Origin of the sequence: Paenibacillus thailandensis, assembly GCF_042685365.1 — a bacterium.
Classification (GTDB): domain Bacteria; phylum Bacillota; class Bacilli; order Paenibacillales; family Paenibacillaceae; genus Paenibacillus_AP; species Paenibacillus_AP thailandensis.
In genome coordinates, this window is the sequence record NZ_JBHUMY010000043.1 from 1 (window position 1) to 23815 (window position 23815).

At 51.1% G+C, this 23815-nt stretch carries 14 protein-coding genes; all 14 read right to left on the minus strand.

What is annotated here, in order from left to right; translation table 11 throughout:
* Positions 1-689: hypothetical protein (locus ACFSW5_RS24290; protein ID WP_379279248.1), on the minus strand; the 689-nt coding region annotated here is incomplete at its 3' end.
* A 259-nt stretch (positions 690-948) separates the two neighbouring features.
* Positions 949-1590, minus strand: coding sequence for a PAQR family membrane homeostasis protein TrhA (gene trhA, locus ACFSW5_RS24295; RefSeq protein WP_379279250.1), 642 nt, complete (start codon positions 1588-1590; stop codon positions 949-951).
* A 105-nt stretch (positions 1591-1695) separates the two neighbouring features.
* Entirely contained in the window at positions 1696-2178 is a 483-nt protein-coding gene (locus ACFSW5_RS24300; protein WP_379279252.1) for a hypothetical protein, read from the minus strand.
* Positions 2179-2323: 145 nt separating this feature from the next.
* Positions 2324-2884, minus strand: coding sequence for a hypothetical protein (locus tag ACFSW5_RS24305; protein WP_379279254.1), 561 nt, complete (start codon positions 2882-2884; stop codon positions 2324-2326).
* A 712-nt stretch (positions 2885-3596) separates the two neighbouring features.
* The gene (locus ACFSW5_RS24310; RefSeq protein WP_379280211.1) at positions 3597-4325 is read right to left on the minus strand and encodes a response regulator; all 729 of its coding nucleotides are present in this window, start codon (positions 4323-4325) and stop codon (positions 3597-3599) included.
* Positions 4326-4332: 7 nt separating this feature from the next.
* Positions 4333-5493, minus strand: coding sequence for a sensor histidine kinase (locus ACFSW5_RS24315; protein ID WP_379279256.1), 1161 nt, complete (start codon positions 5491-5493; stop codon positions 4333-4335).
* Between the two features lie 74 nt (positions 5494-5567).
* A complete protein-coding gene (locus ACFSW5_RS24320; RefSeq protein WP_379279259.1) occupies positions 5568-8279 on the minus strand; it encodes a stalk domain-containing protein in 2712 nt (903 codons plus the stop codon).
* Between the two features lie 387 nt (positions 8280-8666).
* Positions 8667-9869, minus strand: coding sequence for a methionine adenosyltransferase (metK, locus tag ACFSW5_RS24325; protein WP_379279262.1), 1203 nt, complete (start codon positions 9867-9869; stop codon positions 8667-8669).
* 161 nt (positions 9870-10030) lie between these two features.
* Positions 10031-10291 carry a small, acid-soluble spore protein, alpha/beta type gene (locus ACFSW5_RS24330; protein ID WP_379279265.1) on the minus strand — a complete coding sequence of 87 codons (261 nt, stop codon included), beginning with the start codon at positions 10289-10291 and terminating at the stop codon, positions 10031-10033.
* Between the two features lie 112 nt (positions 10292-10403).
* The gene (locus ACFSW5_RS24335) at positions 10404-10913 is read right to left on the minus strand and encodes a hypothetical protein (RefSeq protein ID WP_379279267.1); all 510 of its coding nucleotides are present in this window, start codon (positions 10911-10913) and stop codon (positions 10404-10406) included.
* A 91-nt stretch (positions 10914-11004) separates the two neighbouring features.
* A complete protein-coding gene (locus ACFSW5_RS24340) occupies positions 11005-13077 on the minus strand; it encodes a hypothetical protein (RefSeq protein ID WP_379279269.1) in 2073 nt (690 codons plus the stop codon).
* Positions 13078-13350: 273 nt separating this feature from the next.
* The gene (locus tag ACFSW5_RS24345) at positions 13351-15873 is read right to left on the minus strand and encodes an S-layer homology domain-containing protein (protein WP_379279272.1); all 2523 of its coding nucleotides are present in this window, start codon (positions 15871-15873) and stop codon (positions 13351-13353) included.
* 553 nt (positions 15874-16426) lie between these two features.
* The gene (locus tag ACFSW5_RS24350; RefSeq protein ID WP_379279275.1) at positions 16427-20512 is read right to left on the minus strand and encodes an S-layer homology domain-containing protein; all 4086 of its coding nucleotides are present in this window, start codon (positions 20510-20512) and stop codon (positions 16427-16429) included.
* A gap of 257 nt (positions 20513-20769) precedes the next feature.
* A complete protein-coding gene (locus ACFSW5_RS24355) occupies positions 20770-23589 on the minus strand; it encodes an S-layer homology domain-containing protein (RefSeq protein ID WP_379279278.1) in 2820 nt (939 codons plus the stop codon).
* Between the last annotated feature and the right edge of the window lie 226 nt (positions 23590-23815).

The window sequence follows — 23815 nt, forward strand, 5'->3', positions numbered from 1 at the left end:
CCCGCCGCCGCGCTATCCCCCCGCTCGCCCGCCTGTACGGCGGCTCGCGTCCAGCGCAAGACCTTTCCGCTTGCTGCGCCCGCTCTCTGATCTGCGGCGCTCCTACCGGCGCCGCTCCCGATCGAAGTGCCCGCGCTCACTATGCCCGCTCCCTTGCCCACCGCGCCTCTATACGTATCGCCTCCGTGCATGCCTTCCAACGCGACTCCCGCGCCCGCTCTTCCCGCTCCCCTGCTTGCCGAGCCATCAAGCTTGCCGCTTACCCGCTTGGCCATACCCGCGCCTAGCGGTTCGATCGTCCCGCTCTCTCCCTCGCGCTTTGCCTGCGCGACGGCGGCGGCTAACCGTTCCAACGCCCGCATCTCCCCCGGCAAGCCGGCTTCATAACCGTACCTATCCCAATCCGATGTCACTTTGGACGGCTTGCGACCCGCGTTTTGTTTCTTGTGCCCCAACCGATCGTCGAACCTCTGCCAGAGCTCCGCCGCTCTGCGGGCATCGCCCAGAGGCAGCGCTTCGGACCACAGCAGGATGGCCTCCGCCATTGTTCTCCCATGCGCAATGAACGCTTTGTCTCTTTCTCCTTGGAACGCGTCGGACAGCCAATAAAGCCGGTCCACTTCGGGCGCGATCGTAAACCCTGCACGCCACACCCCTTCCGTCCGCATGAGATATACATACGCCTTCACCTTTGCTCCCCTCCGTCCTCCGCTTTTCGCCCTGACAAGCGCCGCTTGCGAACCGGCCCGCCCTCCGGTTTCCCGGCTTGTCCAAACGGCAATTCCGATGCTTCGCTGTTCCGCCGGCGATCGGATTTCCCTTTTAACGCTCAACAAAAAAGCACACGCCGCCAGACGCCTATGCGCCAGCGAAGTGTGCTTCACTCCGATTTTCGTTATAGATTATGCCGGTTCCCGCCATTATGTTCACGACTCAATCGCTTTTCCCTCACGGGAACAAATAAAGCAAAATCGCAAAGAAATGACAGACCGATCCGGCCACGACGAACAGATGCCAGACGGCATGATGGTACTTAAACCCTCTCCACACGTAAAACACCGAGCCCACCGTATACAGCAAACCGCCCGCAACAAGCCAGGTTATTCCGGCAGGGGCGAGCACCGCTTTCAGCGGTCCCCACGCAAATACGATAAGCCAACCCATCAAGATGTAAAACAAAGTGGACAGAAACAGAAATTTCTTAGTAAAAAATGCTTTAAAAACGACTCCGGCAAGCGCGATGCCCCAGACGATGCCGAACAGCGTCCAGCCCAGCGGACTGCGCAGCACCGTCAGCAATATCGGCGTGTACGTTCCCGCGATAAACAAATAGATGCAGGAATGGTCAAACGTTTCGAACAGGTCTTTCAGCTTCCCTTCCCGCAAAGCGTGCACCATCGTGGAAGCCGTATACAGCATCAGCATCGTCACGCCGTAAACCGTAAAGCTGGTCACATGCCAAGCCGACCCGTTTATGCTTGCATACACAATCAGCAACACAAGCGCCGCCACGCTAAGCAAAGCGCCAAATCCATGCGTCACGGCATTTACGACTTCTTCGCGCCGCGAGTACACATACGTGTTCGCCATCCTGCACCTCCCGTGTAACTTGATAAGCTCGTCCGTCTTTCCCGTCTTCCGGCCAGATTTGCAGTTCTCACCGGCGGGAAGAATCCGTTCTCTAACTATCATAAACTAAAACGGCATCTTGAACAAATCGGACGGATTTTGCAAATCGACCACAACCGGCTGCTCCTGATCCTTGACGATTCCTTCCGACCGCAGCGTCCATAACAAATGGTCGGCGGAAGCCGAACCGTTCGGCAAGCGCTTTCTTATTGCCATGCCGCTTTCCGTTTGTTCCTTGTCTTCAAGCTCTTTCCTGCAGTCTTGAACGGTAAGGCCGTGCCCCCGGTTTACGGCAAGCCGATCCGCTATGGCCACCGTATCGTCCGTAGATCCGCGGTCGACGACGGTAAGCCGGAACGTCGAGCCGGTTCGCCGGGCATAAAACTGAAACGAGCGCAAATACCACTCCATTAGACGGTCGTTATTTTCGGACACCAGAATGTAATGCTTATTCGTCTTCGATTTGCTTTTCGATAGCCGATACGCGACATGGACCATGCACGCAGCCAGAACATAACAGCCGATTACGGCCAGCAATATCGCCGCCATGGCAGCCACCTCCTACTTGGTGCCAATATATGCCGCGATGCGCCCATAGGTTACGGCAAGCGCATACCTGTCCCGTTTTTGGCTTGTCGAGTCCTTGATGCAGCTCTAGCCGATTCTCGTTCGATACGGCTTCTTCCGTTTTTCGCTAACAGAATCCGCCATGCCTAGGAGCTACGCTTCCGTCGCTTTCCAGGAAGCTGATGAGTCTATAGCTGCGAACTCTCGAGTTTGAAGCCTCCGTTCCCGGGCTTTCTTTGCCGTCTCCGCTCATCCTTGCTTTGCGGTTGCCTTTCACGGCATTCCCCTCCTCCATCCTCTCGCTATAGCCACGACCGCCACCCGCGCCTGTACACCGGCTTCCATTGCCGCCGGCGCTTCTATAAGCAGGTTTCAGCTCATCGCAATAACGTTTCCGATCCATATCGCGCACGTGCGGCCCAAAGCCTTTAATTTCCCCCAGAATCCTCGCCTCTCCCGAAAGCCACGCCAAATCGGCGTAATACGAATATCCCCGCCAATCCAAAACTTCATATTCCAGGTGCAAGTTATCGAAATTGCCGAATAACGGCCACCACACCTGCTTCAAAAAAAGCTGTTCCCCGTGGCCATGCCCGCGCTCCAGCCTCCCTCTTCTTTCTCCTCTCCGACTGCTTAAATGCCCGGACAACCAGCGGTCATGCGCTTCTTCAAACGTCTGGCCGGCCATTTCTTCCCTCCTCCCAATTAAAAAAGTCCCCATTCATCATGAAGATGAATAGGGACGTTCTTCGTCGCATGTTTCGTTCGTATTATTTTGTTTGCTGCCTTTAGACTACCCTTTTTCACCGCATTCGTCAATCTTGACATCAGATTCCGCCCGATCTCCGTCTGGAGATAGCGAACTTTACTTCAGCCAATCCTGCCGACCGCTTAAACGTTCCGAATGAGTAGATTCTCCTGATCATCTTTGAAGCTTTTAAATGTAAAAGTACAGTTAAAAAATACAACTCTTGGCCGATCCATATCGCTTACATGCAAATATACATTTAGCGAAGGAGCCGGAGCGCTGTTTCCCGCAAAAAGGAGCTTTTTACATGCACATTTGCAGTTAAACATCGCCTAACCGGCAAAAAAACGAGTTTTAACTGTACTTTTACAGTTAACCTGCACCAAGAGGCTCCGGCACCGCCAAGCAAGCCTCCGCTTCCCCGTGCTCGCCCTCACGGGCCGGGCCTGCACCAGGGATGCTGCATCTTGCGCCCTTACCCGGCCACACTTGCTCCGGGCTCCGGCACCGCCGAGCAAGCCTCCGCTTCCCGTGCTCGCCCTCGCGGGCCGGGCCTGCACCGCGAAGCGCCGCTCTCGCGTGCCCATGCGCCCGCTTCGATCCCTGCTCCCGCGTTATTGCCGCGGAACGGCCAAAAGGCCGGATCACGCGGTTAAAGCGTAACCCAGCCGTATTTGATGGAATTGATAACCGCCTGCGTGCGGTCGTCGACCTCCATTTTTTGCAAAATGCTGCTGACGTGGTTTTTGACCGTCTTCTCGCTGATAAACAAATTCTCGCCGATCATCTTGTTGCTCTTGCCTTCCGCCATCAGGCGCAATACCTCGGCCTCCCGGCGGGTGAGCGGATTGTCTTCGCTTGCCGTAAACTTGACGCCCGATTCTTTGGCAGCCGCGGCGCCCGTCATGACGCCCATCTCGTCCAAGTACGTCATGCGGCGGAGCTGATTGATCAGCTTTCCCGTTACTTTCGGATGAATGTAAGCATGGCCGTCGACGACGGCACGAATGGCGTTAATGAGCGCTTCCGCCTCCATGTCCTTCAGCAAATAACCGGTTGCCCCTTTGCGGAGCGTCTCGAATACGTAGCTTTCGTCGTCATGGATGGATAATATCAACACTTTTACATCCGGGAAAATCGTCTTGAGCCTTTCGGTTGTGACGACACCGTTCTCGATCGGCATATTAATGTCCATCAATACGATCTCAGGCATCGTGTGATTGCAAAATTCCATCACCTGTATGCCGTCGCCGCATTCGCCGATGACCTCCAGATCTTCTTCCATGTTCAATATCCGTTTGAGCCCTTCGCGGAAAAGCTGGTGGTCATCCGCAAGCAAAATCTTGATCTTTTGTTTGCCGGCAATCGATTTCTGTAACATCATCAACTTACTCCTTCCTATGCTCTGCTGTAATGGGAATTGTAATCATAACTTTCGTCCCGTGTCCCGGTTTTGAGTCGATATCCATCCTCCCTTCGACAAGTTCCACCCGTTCCTTCATCCCCACCAAGCCGAAATGAGTGTTATGGTATTCCGGCTCTTCCAGAAGCTTCAGGTTAAAGCCAACCCCGTTGTCCTCTACAATGATGACAATCTGCCCGGCATGATACTGCATCTCCAGAAGGACATGCGAAGCGTTCGAATGCTTATGGGCATTGGAATACGCCTCCTGCACAAGCCGGTAAATGGCCGCTTCCATGGCGGATGGCAGACGGAATTCTTTGCCTTTCAAATCGAAGGCGGTATGTATTCTTGTGCGCTCTTCGAAATCCTGTACGAATTTTCGAAGCGTCGGTACAAGACCGAGATCATCCAGCGTCATCGGACGCAAATTGAAAATAATTTTGCGAAGCTCTTCCAGACCGGCCCGAACTTGCCCCTTTAAATCTATTAATTCGTCCTGCACCATCTGGAATTCCTGCTTCATCAGCATCCTTTCGGCAATTTCCGTCCGGAGCACGATGTTCGCGAGCGATTGCGCCGGCCCGTCATGAATTTCCCGGGCGATTCGTTTTCTTTCCTCTTCCTGAGCAAGGATGATTTTGAGACCGATAAGCTGACGGGTTCTGGCCGATTCCAGAATCCGGGTAACCTGATTCAAATCGCCGGACAAATATTCCAACACGACATTCATCTGAGACGCGATAACTTCAGCTCTTTCGATTGAGCCTTCCACGTTCTTCACCCTCTTCTGCAAATCGTCCCGCCGGGCTTTCAAATACGTTTCCTTCTCCCGGTACATCATCAGATCAAGCTGCAGCGTGGTCGCCTTCTCGTAGGCGATTTTGATGTCTTGTTCTTTATATCGGACAAAGTCTCTGCTAACTTCAGTCAAACGAATCCGGGCGCGCCGGTAGTCTTGTTCAAGTTTATCGACTTTGTCGATACACCTGACCGTCTCTTGGAGCACAATGTCCAACTCCTGTTCCAGAGACTCGAGCTCCGCGCGCGCCGATTCGCATATTTCATAGATTTGGTACTTGCTGTCTTCCATCACTTTGATGGCATTTTTGATGACTCGATTTATGTCGCTAGCATGCTGATCCAAGACCAATCGACAACCTTTCTCTGTCAAGGTTATACTTTCTATCATACACAGATTGGCCGAGAATCGTCTATACTTTAGCTTATGGTAACTTTTTTGGCATTATTATCGTAGCCGACCTTAAGTCCCAAATTTTCGGAAACGATCCGAATCGGAACAAGCGTCCGCCCATTTCGGACAATCGGCGAGACGGCCGTCTCGGAAAGCGCGCCGTTAACGTTAATTTCCTTTTTGTCGATCACCATCTCCACCATCTTGCTGCCCCGAAGCACCGTAATCCGTTTCAAACTATTTTCCCATTTTACTTCTCCGCCCATGGCGTCGCTTATAAATCGAATCGGTACATAAGTCGTACCGTTCAATACGATCGGAGCAGCGTCAAGCGTATACGTCTTTTCTCCTACGGTCGCCTTCTTGTTGCCGATCGTCATTTCGATTTTTGAGCCCGTCACGGAAGGCGCGCTCGCCGCATACTGCATCTTGATATTGTCCAGCGCAATCGAGCCGGAAGCGGCCCGTTCGTCTTGCCCTTCCGCCGTCGTCACCACATAGATGCGCTTCAGCTTAACCGGATACGTCATGCCGTAAGAAGACAGATCGGCCTTGACGTTTTTCCAGCCCGACCAATCGATTTGCTTCGCAAGATCGACCAGATGCGCCTTGCCGGCCGCGTCAATGAACTCTGCGCGAAGCCAGTTAAGGCTTTTGTCCCCGTATACGTCCACGGTCATGGACACAGGCGAACCCGAGACTGCACGGCCGGAATTGTTGAACACCGCATAAGAAGCTTTGGTGCCGGTTCCTTCCGTGAAGTCGTACGATATTTGCAGCGCCTTCGCCGAAGTTTGTCCGTTCAGGCCGGATACGAGCTGCACGCCGCCTTTCGTCGTATTGGCCGGCGTAACCTGCGAGCTGATCAAATAACCGACGCTTTCGAAATCTTCAAACACGGTTTCGCTTTGGCCTTTCGTAAACGGAATCATCGTGGCGAAACCGTCGTATCTGGCGATCGCATAGCCGACGCTGGCGTTTGGATCCACCTCGGTTACCGTAAGCGTATTGTCCGACACTTGCGCGTTAAAGCCGATAAATTCCCACTTCACGGAGCTTGCGCTTAAAGTATGCGTGCCGCCGTCTTTCAGCGTCACTTTGAGCGGAACGGAGACTTGCGCGCCTTCGGCAAGGGAGCCGGCCGCCGTGTCGATTGTCATGGAAGCGATTTGGTCTTTCCCGACGACTTCGACCTTATACTCCGCAGTGACGGAGCCCGATTTTACTTTAATGGTGCCGCTGCCCGCCTTCGTTGCCGTAAGCTTGTTGCCGCTGAACGTGCCGATCGAGCCGGAAGCAACGGTCCAAGCCGTAGACGCCCCGTCGAAATTGTACGGATTGTAGTACGTATCGTAGCCTTTGACGCTGTATTCCGCCGTTTCGCCGACGAACATCACATTGGAGCCGCTGATCGTAATGCCTTTCAATTGCCCTGCGGGAGCCGTCGTAAACACGCCGATGCCGTTCGCTACGCTGCGCTGCGTCGTGCCGTATTGCGTCGAATGCGACAGCGCGATGCCCGACTGGCCAAGCGGGCGCTCGACCATCGTCGTAGAGCCGCCTCCGTCGAGATTAATGCCCTTGTACACGCCGAGCTTCACCATAATTTCCTGGAGCTCTTTCAGGTTTACGCCGGTGCTGCTGCCGTATTTCTCCGTCGTGATCAGATAAATCTTCGTCCCGTCCTTCGAATAGCCGACGGCAGATCTCGATACGTACGACGAGCCGCTAACTCCCGTTATATCGCGGGAAAAAGAAGCTGCGGCGCCGTTATTGACGAGAATCGTATGGCCGCCGATCAGCATCTGGAAGTCTTCGGGGTCTACTTTCTTTCCGGTAGTGCCCGATACAAGGGAGTAATCGGCCTCTATCTTCTGGCCGACCTGAAGATGCTCTTGCACGAACGCGGCCGCCTTGCCGTGCGTCCTTAATATGTACCCGTCCTCCGGCGGCTCTGCGCTAAGCGGGCCGTTGGTCGAGATCTCTTCGACGACGCCGTTCCGTACAAGCACCTCCGTAGGAGTCGTGGACGAATTTTTCGGACGCTCCGCGCCTCCCCATGAGCTTGTATAAATATACATCGTGTCCACATGGCTGTAGTTCGAGGAGCCGCCTTCAGGCGAATAGGCGGATTGGTTCAAGCCGGCCAGAGGGAACGTGCTGCCGTCCTCCGCCGTTACGGTTCCTTCGAACGTGTAGTTGTCGATGCTGGGCACCCGGTCCTTCGACAAGCCAAACGCGTACATTCCCGCCAGCTGCATCGGGCTCGACATGAACGTGCCGTCCGTCACTTGCGCCCCCATCGGCGACCCTTCCGTCGACGTGACGAATACGTCCGCGTTGATACCCGCTACCGCGCCGCTTTCCTTCACCATGTTCTGTACCGTGTTCAGCGTTCCGACGGTGCCGTTCTTCCCGCTTATCGCATCAAGCTTCACATAAGGATTCGTCAAGTCCACCTCAATGACGTGAACGTTCGAAGTTGCCGCCTTGCCGCTGCGAGTCGTCTTCCATACGTAATCGATCCGTTTCGCCCCGGAAGTCACGTAGGACTCGCTTACTTTCGTGAGCGTGCTTGCCGCCTGCGCCGCCGACGCCGTCGGAATGTAAATCAGATCGGCCGTAGCAGGCAGTACCGCTCCGACCGGCCCAATCAATAATGCACCCCCCAGCACCATAATTGCCGTTTTTGCCGCCAATTTCTTTCCGCGGCGGCTTGTGCTTATCTTCTTCCGCATCCTCTTCCCTACTCTCCCATCTTGCAATTCTATCCTTCCGAAACCGCCCGTCTCTCCTTAAGCGACGGTGTTTCTCGCAGAATGATAAGCCTATTATAAAAGCAATGCTTATAATCTCTTATCCACTACTAATAGACTACAAGAGTGAGAATAAAGTTTCGATCGATAAAAGACTACTATCAACTGATAGAGTCGTGAAAAATATCAGCTATCCCTGGTAACGGAAGCCGCAAAGCTGGGAGGATGCGCCTGAGAGAATAAGCTTGCCTCGAGGGGGAGCTTGCCGAAAGTTTTAGGATAAAAAGGAGCCTTCTCCGCTGAATATCGGAAGCACAAAAAAAGGAGCTCCCGATTCATGCTGAATCAAGAGCTCCTGGAAAGCCTTTCTTAAGAAAGCGCCTCTGTGCGAAGCGTTTCGGCTTTGTCGATACGTTCCCAAGGAAGATCGATATCGGTACGGCCAAAATGACCGTAAGCAGCCGTTTTGGAATAAATCGGACGGCGCAGGTCAAGCATCTTGATGATGCCTGCAGGGCGAAGGTCGAAGTTGTTGCGGATAATTTCGACAAGCTTCTCTTCGGACACTTTGCCGGTTCCGTACGTATCCACGTTAATGGATACCGGATTCGCTACGCCAATCGCGTATGCCAGCTGAATTTCCACTTTATCGGCAAGGCCTGCCGCCACAAGGTTCTTCGCCACGTAACGCGCCGCATAAGCCGCAGAACGGTCAACCTTCGTCGGGTCCTTGCCGGAGAATGCGCCGCCGCCGTGGCGAGCGTAACCGCCGTACGTGTCGACGATGATTTTGCGTCCGGTCAGGCCGGCGTCGCCTTGCGGTCCGCCGATAACGAAACGACCGGTTGGGTTAATGAAATATTTCGTATTGGCGTCAAGCCATTCCGCCGGGATAACCGGTTTAATGACATGCTCCATTACGTCCTTTTGGATTTGCTCCAAAGTCACTTCTTCGGCGTGTTGGGTCGATACGACAACCGTATCTACGCGAACAGGTTTGCCGTCAGCGTATTCGACGGTAACTTGCGTTTTGCCGTCCGGACGCAAATAGTCCAGCGTGCCGTCTTTGCGGACTTCCGACAAACGGCGCGCAATGCGGTGAGACAATGCGATTGGCATCGGCATAAACTCAGGGGTTTCGTTCGTCGCGAAACCGAACATCAAACCTTGGTCACCCGCGCCGATATCCGGGTTTTCTTCGCGGATATTTTTGCCTTCGCGGGATTCCAGTGCGGCATTAACGCCTTGAGCGATGTCCGCGGATTGCTCGTTCAACGATGTAAGAACGGCGCAAGTCGTGGAGTCAAAACCGTATTTCGCGCGCGTGTAGCCGATTTCTTTGATCGTGCGGCGTGCGATGGCGGGAATGTCCACATAGTCAGCACGGCTGCTGATTTCACCAATTACAAGTACAAGTCCGGTAGCTACCGAAACTTCGCATGCTACGCGGGCGTATGGGTCAACTTCCAAAAAGGCGTCCAGAACCGCGTCCGATATTTGGTCACAAATTTTGTCCGGGTGGCCTTCTGTTACCGATTCCGATGTAAATAAATGACGACCTTTGACCGACATCCGTATCGACCTCCTACAACCTAGTATGGTATAAGTACAGTTGTTCTACACAAAAAATGAACCTTTTCCGCGAAGGAAAAGGTTGTTAGACAACTCTTTCTAAAACAGTATAATACCCAATTTGATACGGGGTGTCAATGCGCGAAGAACTTTGTCAAAATTTACAGTCCTTGCAGCGCTTGCTCCGCTTGAGCGATCAATCGCCTTGTAATTTGGCCGCCTACCGATCCCGCTTGACGCGTCTGCAAATTTTCCCAGTCCACGCGTCCGGCCGATACCGTACCCAGCTCTCCAGCAAATTCGGCATCCAGGCTGCCGCCGCCATATCCCGGCATCAACCCTAATTCTGCGGCAATTTCGTATTTCATCTGATTGAGAGCAGCTTTGGATGCTTCAACGACAACTTTGTTTGAACGAGCCACTATCGGAACACCTCCATAAGAATATGAACACGCTTATAGGGTGCACCGTTCGGGTTGTATTAAAGCGTATAAGGTTCTGTCAACCTAAGCAAATCTTGCTTGTTCAGCCAACTTACTTAATGGTGTAACCGCCGCGAACCATAACGGTTAAGCTTCCGGTAAAATCGGTTGCGGTTGTAATACCGCGTCCCGCTCTTGGGAACCATAACAAATGGTTGGTCGGTATCGCTTGTCCGTCCGTTAGGTCAACCCCGGCCGTGACGTCTGCAATCCCGTTGGCGTCTTTGCTGTAAACGATCGCTTTGCCGCTGCGGACAATTACTTCCGCTCCCTCCGCGGCGATTAATTGCTTGCCGGCTGGCAGCGTCACGACCTGAAGCGAAGCTGCCCCTTCGGTTTGGCCCGATCCCGTGCCGCTGGAGCCGCTGCCGGAGCCGCTCCCGCCGGTGATGGCGGCAATCTTCTGATCGACATAGCTTTTGGTGACGACAGGGTCGTCAACCGATCCCGGCGTAGCCGCATTCGTGTCGGCTTCAATAATGGAATTCCACCCTGTTCCGATCCATATACCTGCACCGACAAGCAGCACGGCCGCTCCGATGCGAATCGCGCTTTTATTCACTATCCGATTTCCCCTCTCCGAAAAAAGTAAATCTAGTACCGTATTCAACGATACTAGATTTACGAATGAGATTCCAGTTATTCTTTACAAACTATTCAAGCCAGTTTTCGATGCTGGAGAACTTGCCTTCCGTCGTTGCAAGCAGCTTTTTCTCGCCGTCCAGCGTTTCGTAAATGTTAAGCGTGTACTTCGAGTAAACTCTGCTCGACGTTTCGACTTTCTCCGAGGTGAAGTTTTCGCCGACTTCCCAATGGATGCTGTTCTCGGATTCGCCTTCCAGATCCACCGTCTTCGACCACAAGACCGTTCCGGATTCCTCATGCTCCAGTTCAACCAGCAAAGTCGATTGGGTAAAGCCGTCATAGCTGTAGTCGCGGGTAACCGTACCACCAATGCCGATATTAAGCGTACCGTTTACGTTCGCGCTGAAGTAATCGAAGTTAACGGTGTAAGGACCAACCTTCACTTCAGAGAAGTTATCCGTGTTCGTGTTTTCCGTCGGCAGTTTGAATTGAACCGCGCGCAGATAACCTGTCAGCGCATCGGAAGTTCCTTTCACCAGGCCGTTTGCGTCAAAGCCTTCGCCGAGAATAAGCTGCATGCTTGCAGTATCGACCGATTGCGGCACTTTGGCATAAGCGACAATTTGCTCTTTGCCCGATGGCGTAACCAAGTTCGTAGATTTCTTAATGGTAGCCTCATAATATACGCCGTCCGCCGTCACGAAATATCCGACGAATGCCGGCGATTGAACGCTGCGCGTTTCATTGTTCGTAACGTCCATATACACGGCATACAGATTGTTTGCGTCGCCGCTGTAAGTACGAGTATCGGTTACCTTAACGCTCATTTGCGATCCGTTGGAGTGCTGCGTATATACGCCGCCGGTGTTTACGTTGTACAATGCGGTGACGTTCGAGCGGGTCAACTCCGCCAGCTCAAGCGTTGCCGAAGAATCGTCCGGATCGGTTTCGCTCAGTTCAAGCTTGAACGTTTTCCACTCATAGTTGTCCGTAATGTCGCCGATGAAGCTGATTGTCGTCGATTCGCCAGGAGCCAATCCGAGATCCCCGGTATTGGTTACGGTCTGTGCGGTAAGCGTAATATTGCTGTCGATGACCATCTCGCCAATCAGTTTCGGAAGCGGCAGATAGTCTTTGCCGTTATTCGCCACTAAAACCTTTGCTACGATTTTATCGTTTGCAGCCCATGGAAGCCTTTGAACCGATTGCAGCTCTACGTTATAAGTGCCGTTTTCGTCGGTAAATTCGGTCTTGGTCGTTCCGTTATTATTGATCGTAAAAGGTGCATTAAAAATAACGATCGGCAGCTCGGCCGTGCTTTCTTCGGAAGCCTTCTGCGTAATGATCAGGCTCCAGTTCTTGGTCGATACCGAAGTCGGAACCTCGCCAGAGAGACGGATCGTATTCAGTACCGTCGGTTCGAACGACGTATTGTTATCCGTTACGCTCTTCACCGTCAAAGGATAAAGCCCTGACGGCGTTTCAACATAATACTTGTATTCAGGAATCGCTACCCCGGATTTGCCGGTATTACGCGCGGCGAACGTCATGTTGACGTTATAATGGGTCGTTCCTTTGGATACGTTAACCGTACTCATGCGCATGTTTACTTTGGAACCGTTAATGTCAACCGTTTTGTGGCTGCCCCATTTCACTTCATTGGTGAAGGATGCAGGGAAAGTAAACGTCCCGAGCGTCCGCTCATAACCGCTAACCGAAAAATCGAATTTAATAAAGCTAAGCACAAGTTTATCCATCGTGACATTGCTTCCGACTTCGCTATAGAACGTTAACGTTTCGGAAGATCGCGGCGAGACCTTCGACTTCGTTTCCTTATCTTTCAGCGTCAGCGTATATTTCGTGCCGCTTGTCGACTTCAGTCTTGCCCAGTAGTCCACCAGATTAATATCGGAGTTACCGCCATTATACAAGGTGAACGTAAAGCTTACGGTCGCTCCCTTCGTACTGGAAACGATATTCGCATCCGTCAGCTGGACGTACGAATTATTGCCAAGCGATATGTTTTTGTAGACGGATGAGTTGGTTTGCGCCGCATAGGATACCGGCATGACGCCGATTAATAAAACAAGCGCTGAAAGTAAGGCTACGAACATGGTGAGTTTCTTATAGCTTTTTCGCATTCGTTCATTCACTCCGTATCATAAATTTTACAAGATTAGACGCTCGCAAGCAGAAGAAAGTTTCGCATTGTTACCATTTTTCTACGAATTCTTTACAAGAGTGACTTCCTTCTTTTGTTTTTTAAACCACAAAAAACGGATCGCAATGGCTATGTATTATCTTATCTTATTTTTATGAACTGGATGTGAACATCAAGCAATTCCTTCGTAAAAGATGTTTGAAAAAACAAAAAAACCAGGAGGAATTCCTCCTGGTTTTTCCGCTAAATCATATTACTTCTTAACTACGATTACAACGCCAGCTTCTTCATGACGGCCCGGTACAGCACCGCTGCCTACCACGATGATGCCAACATAATCGTCGTCACCGTCTTTGATGCTTTGAACAGCTGTTTTGATTGTGGAGCTCGATGCCACATCAGCTTCGTCAGCATCAGTCAGATCGCCTTTAGCAATCGTGTAGATTTGCGTATTGGAAGTAACGAGGTAAGTCGTACCAGCTACAGTCAACTCGCGGTCAGCGGAATCGTACGAAACGTCCGTGCTGCCATTGCCAAGGGCTTGAGTTGGAGCTTCTTCATATACGCCTTCGTCCGTTGCTTTCAGCGTAACGATTGTGTTTTCAGCCGTGTTAGCGAATGCATCGTAAATGGCTTTTTCAACTTCGTACTTCTTATCCGTTCCTTTAACGTTCAGCGTCAGATAATAGAACGTATCGTCGCTAGTCGTTCTCTTCGAACGGTCAACGTACAGACCTTGAACTTGATCCAGCTCATCTTCAGCATTGTTGTTGTCCGTGATGAAGACGTATTGAGCAGTCGTCGTGCCAGCGGAGTAAACCGCTACTTCGTCGTTCTCCGTTACGTCGTCAGCTTCAGCGGCTTTGATTTCGCCGTCTTCAACGTCATACGTGAAGTACAGCGTGCTGCCCGACAGTTTGTATTCGGTTTTGCCAGTCGAGTAGTTAACAGTCAGGCTGTCGCTGTCAACTTCGTCAACTTCACCTGTGCGGTCGAGATCATAGTATTCCGGATCTTCATCGCCGTCTTCACCCTTGAATGCAGGGATGTTGTCGTCGTCATAGAAGATTTCGAGCAGGTGGTTCTCATATGTTGCAAATGTAACGTCTGTCGTGTAAGTCGTTACGTCTTTGCCGTCAGCAATGCTGTAGTACTTGATTTTGTAGTTTTTCCCGCCGTCAGGTGCTTCGCCGTCAACTACATAAGTACCTTCAGTTACCGAGTAAACAACGCCGAAGTCGCTGTTGTCAACTGCGTTCGTAGCGTCGAAAGCTGCTACTTCGCCGTCAGCGTTGAGGTAGAACGTGTACTCTTCGCCAACGTCGCTGTCTTTCAGTTGTTCGAAGTCGTTGTCAACAACATCGTATTCTTTACCTTCAACCGTGTACTCGAGATCGCCGTCTTTATCCTCGGAGATGCTTTCGAGTTCACCGGATACGGATTCGCGAGTCGCATCGATCTTGATGGCTTTGTTGTCGCTGTCAGCAAGAATTTCGATGATGTCGAATTCTTTCAGATCGGACAGGGTAGCCGCTTTGCCGTTTACAGTGATAATCGCGCTGTCAGCCAGCTCGTAAACGCCGCCGTTCTTCGTGTCAACTTCGTTTTCGTCCTTATCTACGGAGCTAACAACGAGGTCGGATTCCCAATCCGTTGCTACTGCAGCAACGACTTTGTCGTCTTCGTTCAGGTACAGCGTGATCGTCGTTTCGTCGTCGATCGTGTCGCCCTCGTCGAGTTCTTCGCCGTTCAGGAAGACATAGCTTTCGCTAGCGAATACGTAATTTTCTTCGCCGTCAGCAACCGTAATGCCGTCGCCTACAGTGTATGCGCCGTCCGTTTCGGTTTCAAGAACGAGATCATCGTCTTGGTCGTCGTAGATGGCAAGAATGTCGCCTGCATCGTCACGCAGAGCGGAAACCGTATGACCGAGAAGGTCTACCAGTTTGTCGCCGCCGGTTACGACGAAGTTGTCAGCTACATCATAGTCTTTGCCGTCGAGGTTAATCTCGCCGTCGTCAACCGTAGCCGAAGTCAAGAGGAATTCTTCCGAATCGCCGAGGCTGTCGATCAGCTTCTCGCCGGTTTCGCGAAGGTTGCCAGCTTCGTTGTATTCAACAACGTCAGCGTTCAGCGCGTTCGAAGTCATTTGAGCAACCGTACCGCGGTTAGCCGCAGTACCCGTAGCGATCGTCAGACCGTCGAACAGGTCGGCGTCTTGACCTGCAACGATGTAGTTGTAAGGCCACGAACCAGTCAGGCGGCTTTCTTTGTAGCCAAGAGCGCGAACCATGATAGCCGCTACTTCTTCAAACTTGACCGTGTCGTTCGGACGGTATTTGCCGTTGTAGCCTTGGATGTAACCTTTAGCTACAGCTGCGTTGATGTAGCCCGTATACCATTCGTTCACTTTCACGTCGCTGAAGATTGGAGTCGTGTTTTGCATCGACGTTGCGGAAGCTTCGTAACCCGTTGCGATTACGATAATTTTCGCAAGCTCAGCGCGAGTGATGGAATTTTCAGGTTTGAACGTGCCATCTGTATAACCTTCGATGATACCCAGCGCAGTAAGCTCTTCTACTGCGGATTGTACGGAAGTGCCAACAACGTCAGAAGGCGTTGTTGCTGCAAATGCAGGAACTGCCGCTGGAATAACCAGGGAGGCTGCAAGTGCCGCGGAAACAAAACTTTTCTTCATAACCTTTTTTTCTCCTCCTCTAAATTGCTTCGGTTGTAGAGAGTTTTGATGCTGTAAGGTGTTGCTCGTTTCTCTCATGTCCGATTCACCCCCTTTCCGGAGTTGAGCAATATTTAATATAAATGATGTCTGCACCATGTTTGGTTCCTATGTAAGAACATGTCGCAGAAACTCGTAAACGGGAATGAAAATAGTAAAATATAGTAGAGAAGCCACACCACTTTAATATTATACAATGGGCAACTGCTACCGTAAAGAGAAAGTTGAGAATTCATTCCAACTAAATTCGTGCGATTCAGGATCATTAGACTAGTCGGATCTGACCTCTCCATTTGATAAGGCGACAAGTTTCGAACATTCTCTCCATCTCATCGCATCGTCATGTAATTAAACGCGGCTGTTTCGAAAAAGTTGCGTTCGTTATGAATTTTTTTTTATTCTTCTAATTCCAGCCCGTCCGGGATATGTAATCTGGCATTATCATCGCTAACAATGCCGGTCAATCTATCCTTCATTAGTATAGCTTGGCACTTCTGTTCCGTCGATGCGAAACATTTACCAATAATCAGCGGGATTGGTACGGATATAGCAAAAGGACCAACGGCGATTTGGCCCTTTTGCTGAGAAAAAGTTAATTTGCGTATATCTTCGGCATCTTCTTGAGATCCGCCATAACTTTCGCCACGATGATAGCAGCGTCGCTTCTTAACAGACGGGCAGTCGGCTCGAACACATAACCGGCTTTTGGATTCGTGCTGTCGATAGCCGAGCCTTGGATATATCCTTTTTTATAGATCGCTAGAATGGACGGAACCGCATAATAATCCGCAGACGTCGAATCCTTGAAGGCCTTGGCCAAGGCATCGTTGGCTTTCTTGGCATCGGTCTCGAGCTTCAGTTCCAATGCATTGGCCAAGATGACCGCGGCGTCCTGACGGGTAAGCCTCGAGCTTTCGCTGAATTGTCCCGGACTTGTGCCGCGCACGAGGCCGGCTCTGGCTGCGGTTTCGATGTAACGGTAATCGTAAAGCGACTCCGGATCCTTGGCATTCGCCCGTGCTTCCGAAGAATAAATAAAGGTTAGATCTCCCTCGTAGTTGAGGGGCAGATCCAGCATGCGGACGATCATCCGTGTAAACTCGCCGCGAGTGACATAGTTGTTGGCTCCGAATTCATCGTCGGGATCTACTGCATTCATGACGCCCTTCGTGAAAATGGCCTCCATCGCTTCACGAGCATACGAGTGGTTGTTAATATCGTTAAAACCTGTAGAAAGCTTGCCTACAATGTAATAACCGAATTGCCGGAAAGACGTCGTAATCGTATTCTTTTTGCTATCTACGACTCCGCCGATGTTTTCCCACACTTTTTCGTAAGGATCGAAATAAAACACGGTAATTTGCGTTCCCGCTCCGGACGAAATGTTGGCGTCGTAAGTCAAGGTCAGCTCGCCGGCAGCGGACGGAACAAGTTCCAGCTCGTCGTCGCGGGTCGTATAGTAGTCTTCGGGATCCCCGTCAATCAGCGGAAACGGGAACGGATCCATGCCGCGGGTCACCGGATCGTAAGCCGTTGTATTTTCGTCGTCGGCCAGACCTCCGTCTATCCATATGAGCGGACTTACTTTAATAAACTGTTGCGCCTGGTCTTCGAACCAATCGGTCATATATTTCTCGCCGATATTCGTCGTCGAGCTTGTATACTTCGACGGCTTGCTCTCGAACTCGTGGCGGTCGATAATGCCGTCCTCCGGATTCGCAATCGCAAACAGCAAATCGTTCCCGCTGTAGATGCCCGTTACATAATCGCTCGCTTCGTTGTAATTCGGTCTAACAAGCTTTGTATTGCTAGGGAAGGTAAGTGTCACGGTGTTATTGAACACCTTATGTGATTTACCCATCGTTTTCAGCGACTGCGCACCCGGAATATTGGTCGGTTGGTACGACACGGTGAATTCGCCTTCCGTCGTATCCGTACCGCGCGTAATTTCAAACTCGATCTTATTATCCTTGTTAGCTTTTAAATCTTTGATCAGAACGCGGAACGCGTTAATATGCTCTTCGTTGTTGCCGTAATCGATATATTGCACTTTCTCGGCCGTTTGCTTGTTAATGACAATCGATTCCGCGCCCGGGGACGCGATTATGACTTCAACGTAATCTTTGTTCGTTATCCGGTTCTCCGACACCGGCGCAAGGATCGTGTACGGAATGGCAACCGGATCCACCTCAAGGCGGTAGCTTGCCGAAGGCCCCGATGTGCCGCTGTTATAGACGGTAAACACGAACGCCACGGAGCTGCCGTCCTCCGGCATTTCCTGATCTTCAATAATAAAGTAGAAGTATTGGCCGGACATGTCGTAATAAACTTCAAACTCGACGCCGCCGCTGCTAACTTCGTTATCGCCATTAAATACCCTTTGCGTTTTGCCGTCCTTTACGGCGGTAAATTTGTTCGACAGGTTCCATTCAATATCCGAAGTCAAAGAATCGGACTGCACCTTCAAAATGTAATTATTCTGCTTGGTGTCCAAAGCGTCCAATTTATCATCGATAGCAGTTTCGGTCTTGCCTAGATCAATAAAGTCGAACGTGCCGTAAACATTCATATAAGCTTCGGTTGTCGTATATTTGGTCGCTTCTTTCTGAAAATTCGGATCGTTTGCGACCGGCTCCGACTTATCGTTGCTATAAGGGAATACGCCCGAAGTGCCTTCCACCGGAATGACCGGAAGATTGGTCGGCACGACGTTGACGGTCAACACGCTCTTGTAATTGTTTTTGGACGTATAGATATAAAATTCTACGATGTTTTCGCCGTAGATGATAAAGTCCGTGGACGGCTTCGTGTCCATAGTAAACGTCGTTTTCGACGTATCGGTTGCCTTGAGCGGTATTTCCACGTTGTTCACATACAGAAACACTGTTTGGGTTTTCGAGTTACCCGCTGAGACATCGGCCGAATAAACGAGCTCGTTGGGGTTCGTAATGTTGTAAACCTTCCCAGTAAAATCACCAAGATCGTCGATAACTTTGTCCAGATTATCCACGGTCGTATCGTAAGATACGTTCATATCATCCGAGATCGAATCGAATTTCACGTATGGACCGTACAACAGCGTAATCGTTGCCGTTTTGGTTGCGGTCGACACTTGACCGGAATAGCTGGTGCCGTTCAGCTTGAACGTCAAAGTGTTCGAGCCGGTAGACGAGTTAAACTGGCCGATCTCGATAAAGAGCCTTAGGAACGGCGTCGACACATTGTTCACCGTACGGTACACAACTTGGTAGTGGGCAAGCTGTTTGTAACTTGCGGCGCCGGTCACTTGGACAAGATTCGCATAACTATTGTCTGTCGGCAATTTGGAGTAATTGCCGATCAGCACTTCCACCCCGGCCGGAACGGAGTAAATATAGGCGTTCTCCAGATCGGACCCCTGCAAATTGTTGAGTACCGATGGCGATTCGGCTGCCGTACTGTCATATCCGGACAAATAATTGACATCGTAAATGTAGGCGGTCGCGTTGCTTTGAATAAAGAAGGAAATCGCGTTCGAATATTGATCCTCATCCTCAACGTCATTGCGGCCGACAAATTGAACGGAATAATTATTATCGCCAAACAATAAGCTGGAGGCGATCTCGAATGTAAACGATACGGTAATATAGTCGGTATTCTCGGTCAGATCTTCGGCTTTCACGTCGGACGTCACTGAACCGGCGCCCCAGTTCACGTCATTGCCTGCATTCCCGCTTTTGTTTTTCAGGCTGTACTTAAAGCTGCTAAGCAATGCCGACAAATAGGCTTCAGCCGTTCCAGCGCTGCTGTCATAGCTGACAGGGACGATGGCGCTGCCGGTAAACCTCACTTTTTTCGAACCATCGGTAATATCGGTCGAGAAATTCAAATTGGAAGCCAACGCGGCCGAATTGCCGTCCGTATCGGAAATGGCGAGGTCGTAGTACGTAATTTCGCCGTTATAGAAAGCCACTTTACGGACCGTATCAATGGTCTGCCCATCGCTTTTGATCGAGAACTTAATCTCGTTCATGCCCGCATCCAGTCTCAGAATCGAAGACGTGAACGTATATTCGTCATCCTCGCGGTATACGTTAAAATCATAGCTGTTGTCGTTATTAACCGTAATCGTAACCGAATCGGCATTAAGCGCTTTGCCGGAGAAAATGACTTCCGCTTCGGTTTCGCCTTGGCTTTCGGTTGCATAAAGTACGGTCGTGCCGTCTTCCCTCACCGCGAAATCTTCGTTCTCGAACGTCACGAACAAATCGTAAAGCATCGGACTGTTACGGTATTCGATGTAAATGGACTCAGATACCGTCGAGGAGCCGGATGTGCCTTTGAACGTAATTTTATTCAAGCCCGGGAACAGATCCAAATCCTCGACCGTAATGCTTTGGCCTTGGAATGTCATGCCGTCGGTTTGATTCTCGAGGCTGCTGACGACAGTCTCCTTCCCCCCGCTAACGGTCACCTGATAAATGCTGTACGTAATAGAACTGCTGAGCACATTATTGATTGAGCCTTCCAGCGTAACTCTCTCATTTGATGTGACTCGCGGGCTTCCGGAGTCGGACTTCTCATTCGGAAAAATAAAGTAAGAGCCTGCAGCCGCGGCCGTATTCGAGCCGAGAAACTGCGGAAGCACGATAGTCAACAGCATGGATAAGGCTAATGTAATGGACAAGAACTTCTTCAAAGCAATATTCCTCCTGCCTTTCTTTAATTACTGCCCGATTGCTTCATAAAAAAAGCGGATGGTCGAACTCTCCTCCTTTGTAAATTCACTGATCCCTAATGACGAATGATAGATATGTATTACTTATATCGGTACCTGTCCGGGAATAGTTTAGGCCACAAAAGACGATAATGCTTTGAAGCCGGCACTCGAACAATCCGGATATAACGCGAAAAGAGAGAAGGAATGCCCTTCTCTCCTCAATCGCCAAAAGAACTCTATTCGATGATCGTTTCGGCCGGTTCCTCTTCCGAGGAACTTTCTTCATTATAATAGTCGTTTACATACGGGCCCGTTGCCGGATCTTCGTTCGTAAACTCATTGATGGCGGTGAACGTAGCCACTCCGTTCTCAACGGTCATTTCGAATACGATCCAATATAGCTCGTCTCCGCTGCCGGTCGGAACTTCATAGACCTCCGTCGGCTCGACTACGGCTCCTCTGTATACTTCAATTTTGGCACCGGAAGTTTTTAATGTTCCCGAACCGGAGTAATGGTGTACATAAAACTTATAAGTACCGTCCCGATCGACGCGGATTGTCGTCGTTTCCGGTCCGTACGAGGTTACATCGTCAAGGTCCAGGTCTACACGAACGCCTTCTTCCGTGTCATAAACCTTGTTCCCGTACCACGTATGGAATTCGCCTTCGCCTTCACCCGGTCCGATCAAATGAGAATCGAGATCCTGCGGGTCTTGACCCCATGTGAGCACAATTCTCGTTTCGTTGCCGGCCGGCACGCGGATTGCCGTTTGGTTCTCGGAAACGTTCTTTTCGTTGACAGCCGCCACACCGATCAAATAAGTCGTTACAAATCCGGTATCGCCGCCGCCAAGCTCGCCGGTATAAATGCCCGGAGCGAGATAAATAAAGTATTGGCCGTATTCGTCGGTTTCAACAGTGCCGACGATCTCGCCCTGCGTGTTGTTCAACCCTTTGCGGAACTTGATTTGCAAACCGCTTACCGGTTCGCCGTTTACGTCGACGATTGTGCCTCCGAAGCCGGTCAAACGTAAAAGTCCGCTTTGGCTGCCGGCAAATTTCGTTTTGTTCGCATCGGCTTCGACGGTAACGAACAACGTTTTGCCGTATTCCGTTACCGGGTCAAACGTAAATGTATTGGTGTCCGAATTATATTGCAAATTGTCCAATTCGACCGGCTCGCCGTCCAGACTCGCCGAAACGATGAAATCGGATAGCGATTCGTCTTCAACGTCACCCGCAAATTCGACTTCTACCTTGCCGTTCGCAACTTCAATGCCGGAGACGGAAGGATAGACGGCAATGCCCGGCTGCTCGTAAACCGATACGGTGACCGGCACGCTGAATTGATATTCGCCGTAAACGCCCGTAATATCCGCAACGCCTTCGCCGTTCGCTTTCACGAGACCGTAAGTCACTTCCGCTACGGATACATCCGAGCTGCTCCAGCTTACAAGATTCGTGACGTTCAAGTAACCGGCGTCGCCTTTAAGGCCTGTCGCAACGATTTGGTACGTCGCTTCCAGTGCCGACAGTTCGACCGAACGCGGCGTATAAGCAACATCGGTTACGGAAGGATCCGCTGCGATGTTGTTCGGCTGGTTCTCAAACGTTGCGCCTTCGACGTTAATTTCGGCCGTTTCGATCTGTCCTTCGCCAATAAAGGAAACGACGGCATTTACGATCGCGTAAGCGACGGAAGCGTCCGCATCCAGCTCAAATACCGTACCGAGCGCTTCAGCGAATACTTCAAGATTTCCGATTGCCGCGCCCGCCGGAACGACGATTTGAGCTTGAGCCGCATGTACGCGTACGTTATCGAACGTACCGTTCAGCGTGACGCTGGCGTTTTGCGGCAGACTGCTTGTAATTTCAACCGCACCGATTTCGCCCGCATCGGCTGCCGTTTCCAGTACAGCGCCCGATTGAAGCGAAATTTGCTGCACGTTCGTGCCCGATTCCAGAACAAGCCGGATGCTTCCGTCCGCTTTGTTCACGATAACCGTAGCAAGAACGGAGTCCGCAATATGAATACTGTTCACGCCGCCGCCATTCACGAAGGTTTGTCCGGCAACCGTTACGTTATTCAAATAGACATCGCCTTGGCCTACGCCTTCAGAGATGACCAGGTCGCCGCTAATCGTCGTGTCCACCAGCGTAACGTCCGGCACGGCAATCGTTAACGAGCCGTCCACAGCACCCAGGCTGTATTCGCCGGCTACATTGATAATTTCCGTTTCGGACGGATCCGGAACGGACGGCGTATCGTTATCGCTGTCGTCGTCGTCATCGTCCTTCTTGTGGCTTTGGCTTTTGGACGCAGTTGTTGTTTCTTCATCCGGCTTTTGGGAAGCCGCCAACGTTTCGGCCTCGTCCAAGTATGCGGACTTGTTGAAGAAAAACTCGTATGTAAGCCGAGCCAGTCCCTGACGGTCAGCTTTACCCTTTGGATTGAATTTAAAAGAACCGTCCGCGACTTCGATGCCTTTAATGAATCCGATGCCGCTGGCAAGGGATACGGACGCTTTGGCCCAGCTCGATACTTGTCCGAAGTCGGTCAAGCCGCTTCCCGTCGTCAACGAATTCGCCATATCGGACAAACCGAACGCCCGGATAAAGAATACGGCCAGCTCTTCGCGTGTCACCGTATTGCCCGGCGAGAAGGTAGTGGCCGACGTGCCTTGCGTAATGCCCGATTTAACCAGGGCACCCACGTAGCCGGCATACCATACGCCTTCTTTTACGTCTGTAAATATGTTTGCGGTTTCGGCATCCTCCTCGAGACCCATTGCAAGAACGATCACTTTAGCCAATTGCGCTCTAGTCATCGATTCCGCAGGCTTGAACGTTCCATCCTCGAAGCCGGAAATGATTCCTTCGTTAACCAGTGCGGTAATTTCCTGTTTGGCATACGACGAATCGATATCCGACAAAGATACCGCCCCCGCATCCGTTCCGTTCGTTTCCGCTGCATACAGCTGCGGCGCCATGACGGTTGCAAAGATTGCAAAAACGAGTAATCCCGCCATGCTTTTGAACCAATTGCGTTTGTACATTCCTGTTCTTTCTCCTCTCGGTCGTGTTGATAAACCTGCAACCCCATGCCTATTAATTTGTTACTATTTTCCCTTTCAACTATCGATAGATAGGTCAAATAGAATAAGGCGAGAATTATATTACTACACTTCGTGGAAAAATACACCTGCAAATCCAGATACATGTTGTATCGACGTGGTCAAAAAAAGAAGAAACGAGGACGATCGAGCGACAGCGGAAAGGGAA

Excerpts from the sequence above, each read along its gene's own strand:
- trhA (WP_379279250.1), bottom strand. The coding sequence starts at position 1,590 with ATGGCGAACACGTATGTGTACTCGCGGCGCGAAGAAGTCGTAAATGCC.
- ACFSW5_RS24345 (WP_379279272.1), bottom strand. The coding sequence starts at position 15,873 with ATGAGAGAAACGAGCAACACCTTACAGCATCAAAACTCTCTACAACCG.
- ACFSW5_RS24300 (WP_379279252.1), bottom strand. The coding sequence starts at position 2,178 with ATGGCGGCGATATTGCTGGCCGTAATCGGCTGTTATGTTCTGGCTGCG.
- ACFSW5_RS24355 (WP_379279278.1), bottom strand. The coding sequence starts at position 23,589 with ATGTACAAACGCAATTGGTTCAAAAGCATGGCGGGATTACTCGTTTTT.
- ACFSW5_RS24320 (WP_379279259.1), bottom strand. The coding sequence starts at position 8,279 with ATGCGGAAGAAGATAAGCACAAGCCGCCGCGGAAAGAAATTGGCGGCA.
- ACFSW5_RS24305 (WP_379279254.1), bottom strand. The coding sequence starts at position 2,884 with ATGGCCGGCCAGACGTTTGAAGAAGCGCATGACCGCTGGTTGTCCGGG.
- metK (WP_379279262.1), bottom strand. The coding sequence starts at position 9,869 with ATGTCGGTCAAAGGTCGTCATTTATTTACATCGGAATCGGTAACAGAA.
- ACFSW5_RS24340 (WP_379279269.1), bottom strand. The coding sequence starts at position 13,077 with ATGCGAAAAAGCTATAAGAAACTCACCATGTTCGTAGCCTTACTTTCA.
- ACFSW5_RS24310 (WP_379280211.1), bottom strand. The coding sequence starts at position 4,325 with ATGTTACAGAAATCGATTGCCGGCAAACAAAAGATCAAGATTTTGCTT.